At 41.0% G+C, this 12725-nt stretch carries 14 protein-coding genes; all 14 read left to right on the plus strand.

Annotated features, from left to right (window positions below):
• Positions 1-152 precede the first annotated feature (152 nt).
• Positions 153-557, plus strand: a complete 405-nt coding sequence (locus IFO66_RS07990; RefSeq protein WP_192024611.1) for a TIGR03826 family flagellar region protein — start codon at positions 153-155, stop codon at positions 555-557.
• A gap of 135 nt (positions 558-692) precedes the next feature.
• On the plus strand, positions 693-971 hold the full coding sequence (gene flgM / locus IFO66_RS07995; protein ID WP_028593799.1) for a flagellar biosynthesis anti-sigma factor FlgM: 279 nt from the start codon (positions 693-695) through the stop codon (positions 969-971).
• Between the two features lie 8 nt (positions 972-979).
• Positions 980-1477 (plus strand): flagellar protein FlgN, encoded by a 498-nt coding sequence (locus tag IFO66_RS08000; RefSeq protein ID WP_192024612.1) that lies wholly within the window; start codon positions 980-982, stop codon positions 1475-1477.
• Positions 1478-1682: 205 nt separating this feature from the next.
• A complete protein-coding gene (gene flgK / locus IFO66_RS08005; protein WP_192024613.1) occupies positions 1683-3251 on the plus strand; it encodes a flagellar hook-associated protein FlgK in 1569 nt (522 codons plus the stop codon).
• 15 nt (positions 3252-3266) lie between these two features.
• A complete protein-coding gene (gene flgL / locus IFO66_RS08010) occupies positions 3267-4160 on the plus strand; it encodes a flagellar hook-associated protein FlgL (protein WP_192024614.1) in 894 nt (297 codons plus the stop codon).
• Positions 4161-4170: 10 nt separating this feature from the next.
• The gene (locus tag IFO66_RS08015) at positions 4171-4743 is read left to right on the plus strand and encodes a DUF6470 family protein (RefSeq protein ID WP_192024615.1); all 573 of its coding nucleotides are present in this window, start codon (positions 4171-4173) and stop codon (positions 4741-4743) included.
• 66 nt (positions 4744-4809) lie between these two features.
• Positions 4810-5238 carry a flagellar assembly protein FliW gene (gene fliW / locus IFO66_RS08020; RefSeq protein ID WP_192024616.1) on the plus strand — a complete coding sequence of 143 codons (429 nt, stop codon included), beginning with the start codon at positions 4810-4812 and terminating at the stop codon, positions 5236-5238.
• On the plus strand, positions 5238-5480 hold the full coding sequence (gene csrA / locus IFO66_RS08025) for a carbon storage regulator CsrA (protein WP_192024617.1): 243 nt from the start codon (positions 5238-5240) through the stop codon (positions 5478-5480). The genes fliW and csrA overlap by 1 nt, the downstream gene beginning before the upstream one ends.
• 166 nt (positions 5481-5646) lie before the next feature.
• The gene (locus IFO66_RS08030; RefSeq protein WP_192024618.1) at positions 5647-6477 is read left to right on the plus strand and encodes a flagellin N-terminal helical domain-containing protein; all 831 of its coding nucleotides are present in this window, start codon (positions 5647-5649) and stop codon (positions 6475-6477) included.
• Positions 6478-6564: 87 nt separating this feature from the next.
• Positions 6565-6900 carry a flagellar protein FlaG gene (locus IFO66_RS08035; RefSeq protein ID WP_192024619.1) on the plus strand — a complete coding sequence of 112 codons (336 nt, stop codon included), beginning with the start codon at positions 6565-6567 and terminating at the stop codon, positions 6898-6900.
• 18 nt (positions 6901-6918) lie between these two features.
• Entirely contained in the window at positions 6919-8424 is a 1506-nt protein-coding gene (gene fliD / locus IFO66_RS08040; protein WP_337912676.1) for a flagellar filament capping protein FliD, read from the plus strand.
• A gap of 29 nt (positions 8425-8453) precedes the next feature.
• Positions 8454-8852: a flagellar export chaperone FliS gene (gene fliS, locus IFO66_RS08045; protein ID WP_225445573.1), complete on the plus strand. Its 399-nt coding sequence runs from the start codon at positions 8454-8456 to the stop codon at positions 8850-8852.
• On the plus strand, positions 8839-9198 hold the full coding sequence (locus IFO66_RS08050; protein ID WP_192024620.1) for a hypothetical protein: 360 nt from the start codon (positions 8839-8841) through the stop codon (positions 9196-9198). The genes fliS and IFO66_RS08050 overlap by 14 nt, the downstream gene beginning before the upstream one ends.
• Positions 9199-9217: 19 nt before the next feature.
• Positions 9218-12725: IPT/TIG domain-containing protein (locus tag IFO66_RS08055; protein WP_192024621.1), on the plus strand; the 3508-nt coding region annotated here is incomplete at its 3' end.

Consider the following 12725-nt stretch of genomic DNA (forward strand, 5'->3'; position numbering starts at 1 on the left):
TGGGTACAGGTGTGGAAAATATCACTCTACCCATCTTATTTCAACAGAGTTCGACAATTTTCATTTTTTCAATATTGTTTAAAAAGCTCCTCTCGTCATCTGTTCCAACATGCGTTATGATGGAATCAGATAAAGGTAAAGAGGTGTCGAAGATGGAATTAAGCAATTGCAATCGTTGCGGGCGACTGTTCGCGAAGGTGTATAAAGATATATGCCCCAACTGCCTGAAGGACATCGAAGCGGATTACAAGCTCTGCGCAGATTATTTGCGAAAACATAGACAAGCGACGATGACCGAGCTATCAGATGATACAGGGGTTAGCGTGCGGCAGATTACCCAATTTATTCGTGAGGGACGTATTTCGGTTTTGAATATGCCCAATCTTTCTTATCCATGTGAAGTATGCGGTGGCTTTATTCAAGAAGGCCATATGTGTGAGAGCTGCCGTCGTCGTTTACTTAATGATCTTTCCCAAGCGAAAACCGAGACTGAGTCACAAACCAATGCTGCAAATAAGAACGGTGGCGCGACGTATCGAATAATTGATAAAGCGTAGTAGATTGTCTTTAGCAAGCTATCTTTATCCAGCAATGTAAATTTTCTTTTTTTGGATAGCTAAATAATTGTTGACATCAAGCCGATAATCTTAGTAAAGGTCGTCGGCTTTTTGATTTGAAATGAGGTGACTACGTTGAAAATAAATGATACACAGCGAATTGGTGCGGCTCAACAATATCAGCGTCAGCAATCGATTTCCCATACAGCTAAGCCTGCTAAACGCAAAGATGAGGTTACGATCTCTACAGAGGCCAAGCAATTGTTAGACGCCAATACTCGTACGCAGGATAGCAGCAAAGCAGAGCGCATTCAGGAGCTTAAGCAAGCTGTTTCTACTGGAACATACCATGTCGATGCGAACAAAATTGCAGAGAAGTTGCTGCCGATATTTAGTCGTGATATGAAGAAATAGGTGATGAGATGAGTATACAGCGAGTTATCGCAGCATTGGACACGTTGCGCGTGCTGCATGAACAGTTATTAGAAATAGCTGAACAGAAGAAAGGTGTTATTACTCGCAACGATGTTCAAGCGCTAGCAAGCTTAACCTCGAAGGAAAATAGAATTTTGAAGCTTGTAACGGAGGCTGATGATGAGCGAGTGGCGGCATCGCTAGCTTTTGTCCAAGAGAAAGGGATTCGTTCGAATCTTCGTCTGACGGTATCAGAGCTTTCTCGTCTCGTCTTTCAGCCGGAAGAGCGGTTGCAGCTGCAAGAAGCACAGCAAACTTTGAATGGCCTATTGAATCGGTTGAAGGAAGAAAATCAATTCATCCGTGAGCTGTTGCAGCAGTCGTTGGATTTTGTTGACTATTCGCTCAATATTATGACGAGCCGCCCAGAGGATGAATCATTGTATCGTCATCCACAGCAGCCACAGTCCAAGATTGGACGCAGTATGTTCGATACAAGAGCGTAAAAAATTATGACGATACGGATGAAATGGTCAGTTAAATACAATTTTTTTGTTTTAGCCTTAGTTAGAAAAGAAAACTTTAAATAGAAGCATAGAAGCATAGAAGCATAGAAGCATAGAAGCATAGAAGATTAGAGATCTGTTCGCGTATATGCGTGAGGGATCATACATAGAGGAACTAATCTAAGAGAGGGAGGGACATTGCCCCATGCGTTCAACTTTTCATACGTTAGAAATCGGTAAGCGCGGCGTCGCTGCTCATCAACTATCACTAGCAACGACAGGACATAACATTACTAATGCTAATACACCAGGATTTTCGCGGCAGGCAACTCGACTAGTTGCGGCTCGTCCAATTGATTATCCGGGACTTCATAATAATTCAAAGCTGCCTAACCAAATGGGGATGGGTGTTGAAGCAGAAAGCGTTTATCGTATTCGAGATTTTCTGCTAGATATTGAGTACCGCAATCAGAACACGGTACAGTCCACATGGAAAGTACAGCAAGAAACACTGCGCAACATTGAAGGTATTTTCAATGAACCATCGGATAATAGTATTGCCAAAAATCTTTCTGAGTTCTGGAATTCTTGGCAGCTATTGAGTAAGAATCCTGGTAACTCTGACTTATCTGCGCGTACACTTGTACAGCAAAAGGCAATCTCTTTGACAGAAACATTCGGTCATATTTCTAGCCAATTGAAAGTATTAGAAAGCAACTTAACTGAGCGTATTAACGTGAAGGTTTCAGAAGCTAACAATTACATTCAACAAATTTCTGATTTGACAACGATGATCAAACGTATCGAAGGACTTGGTGATCATGCAAATGATTTGCGCGACAAGCGTGATTTATTGGTGGATCAGCTGTCTGGATTAGGTAACGTTACTGTAACGGAAACAGCTGCGGATTATCAGATAACTTTTGGCGGTACAATGGTTGTAGACAATATGGTGTCCACACCAATAACAGTCGGAGATACTGGTGCCTTAACCAATGGTGAAATCAAGGGGTATGTCGATTCTCGTGATATCCATGTTGCGAACTATCGCAAGCAGTTGGACATTATTGCGAACACGATTGCAACGGGTCCGGTTGAAGTAACGCTACCAGCAGGATCGATTCTTCCTCAAGGAGTAACAATTCCTGGAGCGCAAATGGACCCTGCAAACCCGCGTCGATTATTGGCAGATGCGAAACATACGGTGAACGGTTTGAATGGACTTCATGCGCTTGGTTATAATTTGCAATCACCAGCACAATCAGGTATTCCATTCTTCACTACGAAAGACGGAAGCGCGACGATTACAGCTGATAATATCGTACTTCATTCTTCTATTAAGGATGATGTTAAAAATATTGGTGTTTCGATGAGAACTGAAATGCGAACACAATCTGGTGGTGCGCAGGCTGAAGTTGCCCTACAAGGTAATGGTGACATGGCGTTGCTTATTGCTGGATTGAGTGAGCGCGTATACAGCTTCACACAGCCAGGCTCGGTTACAAACTCGGCAACTATTAATGGCTATGTACAGTCGGTTGTTGCCCAACTTGGTAATGAGTCAGATCATGCTACGAAAATGGTGGAGAACAGTGAGTTGCTAACAGGACATGCGGATAATCTTCGTAAGTCTGTAAGCAGTGTGTCGTTAGATGAAGAGATGGCTAACATGATTAAGTTCCAACATGCTTACAGTGCATCTGCACGTGTAATGACAACAATGGATGAAATGTTGGATAAGCTCATAAATGGAACAGGTGTTGTTGGTAGATAGAAGGAGGTAAGCTAGATGCGTATTACACAATCTATGATGGGCGATTCTATGATGAAGAACCTACAAGGTAACTTCAAACGACTAGATAAATATCAAGAACAGCTTATGACAAACCGTCGTTTGAATCGTCCTTCTGATGATCCAGTTGGTGTAGCGAGCGCGCTGCATTATCGTGCGGAGATTAGTGCGACAACACAGTTTACGGATAATGTACAAGATGCAGACAGCTTTATGAAGTACACCGATGAGGTCTTGGGGGAAGCCACGCAAGTTATTCAGAAGCTATCTGAACTTGCGGTACAAGGGGCATCTGATACGGTACCTGATGATGCTCGTCAAAATATTGCTCGTGAAGTAGAACAGCTATATGAGCATCTTGTTTCTCTCGGAAATGCTCAATTCAAAGGGAAATACATTTTCAATGGTCAACGTATCGATCAGCCTCCTTATCCATCAGATCCAGCTCGTGAAAATTTTGAACTGGATCAAGGCATCGTGCAATATCAAGTTGGGGCAGGTCTTTATGTAGATGTCAATTTGGTTGGTGATAAAGTGTTTGGTAAGTTTGGTGAGGCTGACAATATGTTCAAGGTTGTAGACGATCTGCAAAAAGGACTCGTAGATGATAATACTACAGCTATCTCAGCCGTCATTCCTCGACTGCAAGCAAATTTAGAAAAGTTAACATTAGCACAGGCGGAAGTGGGAGCGAAACAAAATCGACTAGAGTTTACAACAAGTAGACTTGAGGATTTAAATTTGAATTACATTGGCCTTCAATCGAAGACAGAAGATGTAGATATGCCTAAGACCATAACGGAATTGAAGACAGCAGAAAGTATATTCCAAGCTTCCTTGGATACGATTGCTCGCATTTCACGTCCAAGCTTGCTTGATTTTTTGCGGTAGGTGAAGAAAGGTGAAATTGCCTCGTATTGAAATTAATCAGCAGTTTGCTAGACTTGGCTTAGAGCGTCAAGCGGGACAGTTGAAGATCGAAACGCCGACTCCGCAATTAGATGTCCGTCAAGAGCATGTTTCGGTCCAAATATCTCGTAGTGACAGCGAGCTAACAATTGATCAGCGTAAAGCATGGTCCGCGCTCGGCAAAGGAAGATTTGAAGAAGTTACAGACAGGATCGCACAGCATTCCTTGCAAGTCTCAATGCAGAATATTGCTAACTTGGCGAGAGAAGGCGATCGAATGATGGCTTCTCATGAGAAAAGCAATGCATTTGCTGAAATTGCGAGGGAAAGAGTGTTTAGGCAACATTACATTGAAATTGCTGGTGAACCTAATTATGATAATGTCGATGTTTCCTTTATACCTGGTAAGTTAGAAACGGATTGGAAACCAGGGGGAGTTAATTTCGAGTACCATTCAACGAAGCCTTCAATTGATTATTATCCGGGTAAAGTAAATCCGTACATTATCCAGAAGAATTTTATATTTTTTAATGCCACAGGACAGCATTTGGATGCTGTTATGTAATAAGGTAATAGCTATATAGAACTTAGTTCTTTATAGCTATTTTTATTTGAAGGGAGATATGAAGTTATGGAAGTGCACTCTACAAGATTAGGTGTTTTAGAAATAGATGAAACGGATGTAATTCGTTTCGAGGAAGGAATTCTTGGATTCTCTGAATACAAGAATTATGCGTGGCTGCAAGCAGTGGGGTTTAAGGTGGAAATTGATTTGTTGCAGAGTGTAGATGATGCTGATCTGACGTTTATACTTGTGGACCCGTTTAAATATGAACCAGAGTATGGGTTTGAATTGTCGGAAAATTGGAAACATAAGCTTACGATCGTATCTGAGCATCAAGTAGTGGTGAGAACAATTATGGCGATTAAAGGTGGAGAATGTATGACGACGAACTTGAAGGCTCCACTTGTTATTAATACTGAATTGAAACAAGCTGCTCAGATCGTGCTGGAAGGTGTGAGTTATGACTTGCAGCACCCGATAGGAGGCGAGGCATAATGCTCGTATTGACTAGAACCAAAGGGCAAAAGATTATGATTGGAAATGATATTGTGTTGACTGTGGTAGAGGTGAACGGTGATCAAGTTCGTCTAGGAGTAGATGCACCTGCAGATATTTCGGTATACCGAGAAGAAATATTTCTTAGCATTAAGGCTCAAAATGAAGCTGCTTCCAGAGAAAATCTGTCTATGGAGGACTGGGGGCAAATAAGCACTAATATTCAAAACAAAAAACGATAATTTTTTGAGGAATTTCTGTATCAGCTATAAACTTTATGCAGCATATGCCGATAAATATAGTAATAGGTCAAACGTAATGATTCTATCGGCCGAAGAACATTCGGAGACCATAAGGGTGTAGCAAGGAAGCGAACACCATAACACGATTCCAGGGAGGAAATTAATCATGCGTATTAATCACAACATGAGCGCTTACAATGCTCACCGTCAATTGTCTTTCAACAACACTCAACAAGGTAAGTCTTTGGAGAAATTGTCTTCTGGATACCGCATCAACCGTGCTGCTGACGATGCAGCTGGTCTTGCAATCTCTGAGAAAATGCGTAACCAAATCCGTGGCTTGGAGCAAGCTTCCAAGAATGCTTTGGACGGCATTTCCTTGATCCAAACTGCTGAAGGTGCATTGAACGAAACTCATGCTATGCTACAACGTATGTCCGAGTTGATGGTTCAAGGTGCGAATGAAGTGTTGACAACAACTGATGCTGCGAAAATCGATACTGAGATTGCTCAGTTGACACAGCAAATCGACGATATTTCTACACAAACACAATTCAACAAGAAGCAACTTCTTGCTGACAACATTTCCCTTACATTCCAAGTTGGTGCTAACACAGGTGAAGTTATCAAGCTTGACTTGAAGAAAGCTGATAAAGCTGCTTTGGGAATTCACCAATTGGATCTACTTGAAAAAGCAAACGCAACTGAATTGAACACTAAAGCTACTGCGAATTTGACGAAAATTCAAGCTGCTGTTGATACAGTATCTAGTCTTCGTTCGAATCTTGGTGCTGTGCAAAACCGTCTTGAGCATACAATCAACAACTTGGGTACAACAGCAGAGAACTTGCAAGCTGCTGAATCCCGTATCCGTGATGTAGATATGGCTAAAGAGATGAGCACATTTACGAAGAATAACATCCTTAACCAAGCTGCAACAGCAATGTTGGCGCAAGCTAACCAGCAGCCACAAGGTGTGCTACAATTGCTCCGTTAATTTTGGGACAAGGCCGGCCGGTTTTCCGGCCGGCTTTTTTATGTATACACTAGCTAGTTCATCTTAATATAAGCAAGGGGTAGAATTATGCGGATAGATTCGGTACAGCCGGTATTGTCCATGTTCACTTCAGGCAATATAGAAAGAATCTCGCAGGAAACAGGAATCGTAGCTGAGCCTCAAATGAACGAGGCAAAGCAAAAGTACTCTGTTGAAGAGCTTGTGAATAAATTTAATACTGTTTTAGAAGAAGTCCAGACCCATATTAAGGTAAAAGTCCATGATAAAACAAATACTATAATGGTTTCGATTGTAGATAGTGGTACAGACAAAGTCATAAAAGAAATTCCAAGTGAAAAAATATTGGATATGATGTACAACATCGCCATTAAGAACGGATTGTTTTTAGATGAAAAAATTTAAAAGAGGGAGGAGAAAAATGTGGCAATAGGTGGACCTATACGTATTAGCGGTATGTCTTCGGGGATGGATATTGATAAGCTGGTTAGTGATTTGATGCGAGCAGAACGCCTTCCTTTGGACAAATTAGCTCGACAAAAGGAGTCTCTCGTGTGGAAGCGCGAAGATTACCGGTCGATGAATACAACATTGCTATCACTTCGTAACAGTGCAAGCGAGATTAGGATGGAAGGTAATTTTGCTAAAGTAAAAGCTACTTCTTCTAATACGAATGTAGCAGATGTTATTTCGAATAAACCTGGAGTGACCGGTGCTACGGTAAATGTAAAAAGCTTGGCTACTGGAGCTTTGCTTGTTGGGGATAGTGTTGCTCATGATCTTAAGGATCCTCTTAAAATTGGTGGTTCTTTTACCATCGATAACAAAGATGGAACTACAAAGACTACGATTAACGTAACAGCTAATACATCAACGATTAAATCTATTATCGGTGATATCAATGCAAAGTCATCAGTAACGGGCGTACGCGCGTATTTTGATGAAAATACAAAGCGATTTATGCTAAGTTCTACCGAAATGGGCAGCAAAGCTAAAGTTACAGTTGGCGGTACAGATGTAAAAGCGATACTTGGATTAGATGCGGCTACTGCAAAAGGGACTGACGCTAAATACACGATTAATGAGGTTCCTGGCCAGACACCTACTGAAATCACATCTGCTAGCAATACAGTTGATATCAATGGGATTACAGTAGCGCTAAAGGGACAAGGTGCCTTTACGTTAGGAACGAATGTAGACCGAGAAGGTGCTAAAGAGCGGATCAAGGATTTTGTTGCCAAGTACAATGAGTTAGTAGACAAGTTTGCTGAAGCAACAACCACTCGTCCCAATCGTAATTATCAACCTCTCACTGAGGCTGAAAAAGAGGCGATGACAGATAAACAGATCGAACAGTGGGAGAAGAAAGCGCGACAAGGTACACTTTACGGTGATACTTTCCTTGAAAGCTCATTGACCCAGCTTCGAACTGCGATGCGTACACCGTTGAAAGGTGTAGGGAAAGATGATATTAAGCTTCTTTCCGATATTGGAATTACACCGTCTAAAAATTATAAAGAGAACGGGAAACTTGAAATCGATGAGGCGAAATTAAGCGAAGCACTTAATACCAAATTCGATCAAGTCGTAACTCTTTTTACTAAGTCATCAAATACTGTAGGTAACTCAGCTGCAAATATGGCACAAAGACGGAGTGAGCAAGGAATCGCGGAACGTATTTATGAAGAAGCTACGAGAAGAATCGATAGTATGAGCAAAAAAATAGGTTCATCCGCTTCTATGGAGTCTCAAGATGAAAGTGTAATGGGTAAAGAGCTTAGAACTTTGTTCAGTAAAGAAGCGCAAATTAAGGCTCGCTTAGTAGATGTCGAAAATCGATACTACAAGAAATTTACTGCAATGGAGAAGGCGCTTCAAAACTTGAACAACAAGGGAAATTGGTTATCGCAGCAGCTAGGCGCGATGTGACGCTACATAAGAATGACTGATGGAGATGAATGATGATGTATAACGTGAAACAAGAGCAATATTTGAAGGTTAAGGTAGAGACAGCAAGTCCAGGGGAACTGACATTGATGTTATATCAAGAGATGGTTAAGTCTCTATTGAAAGCTAAACAATTGTATGCTCAACATCAATTTGAGGAAATGAATCGAAGCATTTACAAGGTTAGGGATATAATTAACGAACTCACAATTACCTTGAACATGGATCATACAATTGCTCGTGAATTATACGACTTGTATATGTTTTATCAACGTCATTTGACAGAATTCATTATTAAGCGTGATGAGCAGATGTTAGATGATGTGTTGGAATTTTCTAAAGAGATGGTAGACACATGGAAGCAGGCGCTATTAATTGTTCGTAAAGGTGGACAACATGTTTCTGTCTAAGGATGAGAAAGATAGGATCATAGAAGTGGAAAAATTGCTGGACCAACTGAAGCATTTTTATAACACTATCCTTCAATCGTCTTCTTCCTTTGATAGTTATGAACAATTATCACAACAGATTGATGAGTGTTACGAGAGTTTAAGTGAATATAACATTCATCCTGAACAAAAAAATAGCTTGCTAGAAGTACAGCATCTTCATCATCAGGTCATTAACGTCATTCAAATGGAACAGTCAAAGTTGCGCGAACAAATGAATTTGCTAGATAAGAAACAAGCAGCTCATAACCAGTACTACCGGAATCAGCAAGTTCAAGAATCTCTTTTTGTTGACAGAAAACAATAATTTCAGGGGAGGAAATATTGTGAAAGTATTTAAGGCGAAATGGCTAAGTATACTTCTCGTGTTTATTTTAACGTTTACTAGCTTGCCTCTTTCTATGGTTTCAGCACAAACGGCAAATCAAACAGTGTCCGTTAATAAAGTGGTTACACCTCTTCAAATAAAAGAGGGCGGAGAATCTGAGGTTAGATTGGACGTAAAAGGAAGTCCGCCAGTTGGCTTTGTTAAGCCCAACGATGTCATTCTCGTAATTGATAGATCAGGAAGTATGGATCCCAAGCACAATAACGGTGATAACAAAATGGCAAAGGCTAAAGAAGCCGCTCAACATTTCATCGATCAGATTAAATTTGAGAATCACCAGGTTGGAGTAGTAGATTACAGTGATACAATTAAAGGTACGGCATTATCAACAAACGCACAAGAACTTAAGGATTACATAGGTAATATACAGCCTCTGGGTGGTACGGATACACATTTGGCTATTGAAAGAGCTAGAAATGAACTCAAAAATCATCGTCCAGATGCACAACCTGTAATTGTGTTGATGACTGATGGTGCAGCTAGTAATTTCTCAGCAGCACTTCAACAGGCTGAAGCGGCTAAAAAAGAGGGTATTGTTTTTTATACTGTTGGTTTGATCACTGATGGTACCCCAAATGAAGCAGCGATAACACAGTTGATGAAAAACATGGCTACAACTGAAAAACATCATTATATCGAAAATATTTCCAATAAATTAAAAGAAGTCTATGAAAAAATTTCGAAAGAAATTGGTATAGCAAGTGCTTATGATGTAGTAATCGAGGATGTTGTATCTCCAGAATTTGAGATTGTCCCAGGTTCCTATGAAAATAGCATTCCTGTACCGCAAGTAGTAGGAAATAAGTTGACTTGGAATTTCCTTGAGCTTAAGGAACAACCTTTTAGTTTAACTTACAAGGTGAGGCATAAAAAGGGGAGCCCTGTTGGTAAATTGCCATTGGGAGCTAGTCCTGTTCAAGTTAGTTACAAAGATCATAAAAATCAACAGCAAGGCTTCCAAGTAGAGCAACCAATGGTTGATGTATCGTTTTATGGACCTACGATAGCATCTCTTGAGCCGAATAAAGGGACTATTAAGGGCGGAGAAACAATCACGATAAATGGAGCATACTTTAAGTCTGATTCCAAAGTATCGTTCGGCAATAATGCGGTTGCAAATGTACAGTATGTAAGTCCGGAAAAACTGATAGTTACGGCTCCAGCGGGAGAACAAGGAGTCTCGGAAGTCAAAGTAACAAATCCAGATGGACAAGTTGCCGTCTTTAACTATCAATACTATGCTGACCCGGTTATTGATTCTATAACACCAAACAGTGGCTCAATTAAGGGTGAGAATCAAATCGTGATTAAAGGTAACTACTTCATGAATGGCGCTGTAGTCACGATTGGTGGGAAAGCTGCAACAACTGTCTCAGTAACTCCTAAAGAAATAAAAGTAACAGTGCCGGCTGCAGAAAAAGAAGCTGTAGTACCCGTCATAGTTACGAATCCGGACAATACTACAACAAAAACGCCTGGTTCCTATTCCTATGTGAATGGGCCATCGATCCTCTCTATTACTCCTAACAAAGGTTTAGTAGCAGGAGGAAATGTTGTAAAGATAACTGGTACTAAATTTGTAAATGGTGCTGAAGTATTCTTTAATGCTACAAAAGTAACTGCACAATTTGAATCTGCTGAATCAATACACGTTACAGTACCAGCATGGAATACTGTAGGATCGGTAAATGTAAAAATCGTTAATCCAGATGGGCAAGAAGCGGTATTGAATCAAGGATATCATTATGTATATCCAGACCCAGTATTCACAAGTATCACACCTAACAAAGGTGATATGAAAGGTGGATATTACGCAAATATTATCGGTAATAATTTCAATAGAAACACGAAAGTTAGTATCAATAATATAGAAGCGACTACAACGTACATTTCAAATACAGAGCTTTCTGTTTTAGTTCCAGCTAGTACGGTTCATGGGCCTGTAGCAGTGAAGATTGTTAATGGCCATTTGTCTGAGCTTACTACAGATGGTGCCTTTTCGTACAACGCTCCGCCGGAGCCAGAGAAGGTAGCTCTAACAAGTATAACTCCGAATAAAGGGTTAGTGTCCGGTAACTACTATGTTACGCTTAAAGGGACAGGATTCACTAAAGAATCAAAAATACATTTCGGTACTTTAGAAATTCCCACAACCTATATTTCAGCAACTGAGTTGAGCGGATTGGTACCTCCAGCTCAGAAGGCGGGAGCTGTAAATGTTGCGGTTGTGAACACACCAACAAACCAAGCATCTTTGGAAGCTGGTTTTACGTATACTACACCGCCAGAACAAGTACAACCAACAATTGTGAGTGTAAGCCCAAGCAAAGGTGAACTGACGGGGAACTATCCAATTACGGTAAAGGGAACAGAGTTCCACAGCAAGTCAGTTGTGCATATTGCTGGACAGGTTGCAGTAACGGAGTACGTGTCTCCAACAGAGTTGAAGGCAACAGTTCCAGCAACTAACACACCTGGTCCGGTGTCTGTGAAAGTAGTAAATGCACCAAATTATGAAGTAGAACTACCGGGTGGATTTACGTACAATCCATTGCCAGTCATTGACCCAACGATAACAAGTGTTACTCCGAACAATGGAGCAATGGCAGGTTATTATTACATTACGATTCAAGGAAAAGACTTTGATAGAGGAACGACAGCTTATATCGATGACCAAGGAGCGACTACGACCTATATAAGTACAACAGAATTGTCGGTGCAGGTTCCAGCAGCAAAACGCTCGGGAGCCGTAGATGTTAAGGTAGTAACAGGTGCAAAAGGTACCACAACAATGACAGGTGGCTTCACGTACAACAAGCCTGTAGAACAGAAGAAACCAACGATAGTGAGTGTAAGTCCGAACAAAGGTGAAATGACAGGGAACTACCCAATTGTAGTAACGGGGACAGAGTTCCATAGCAAATCAGTTGTGTATATTGGTGGACAGAGTGCAGTAACGGAGTACGTGTCTCCAACAGAGTTGAAGGCAACAGTGCCGGCAAATAATGCACCTGGTCCGGTAACTGTGAAAGTAGTAAATGCACCAAATTATGAAGTAGAACTACCGGGTGGATTTACGTACAATCCATTGCCAGTCATTGACCCAACGATAACAAGTGTTACTCCGAACAATGGAGCAATGGCAGGTTATTATTACATTACGATTCAAGGAAAAGACTTCGATAGAGGAACGACAGCTTATATCGATGACCAAGCAGCGACTACGACCTATATAAGTACAACAGAATTGTCGGTGCAGGTTCCAGCAGCAAAACGCTCGGGAGCTGTAGATGTTAAGGTAGTAACAGGTACGAAAGGTACCACAACAATGACAGGTGGCTTCACGTACAACAAGCCTGTAGAACAGAAGAAACCAACGATTGTCAGTGTAAGTCCGAACAAGGGTGAAATGACAGGGAACTACCCAATCGTAGTACGGGAACAGA

This window comes from Paenibacillus arenosi (assembly GCF_014841135.1).
GTDB lineage: Bacteria > Bacillota > Bacilli > Paenibacillales > Paenibacillaceae > Paenibacillus_B > Paenibacillus_B arenosi.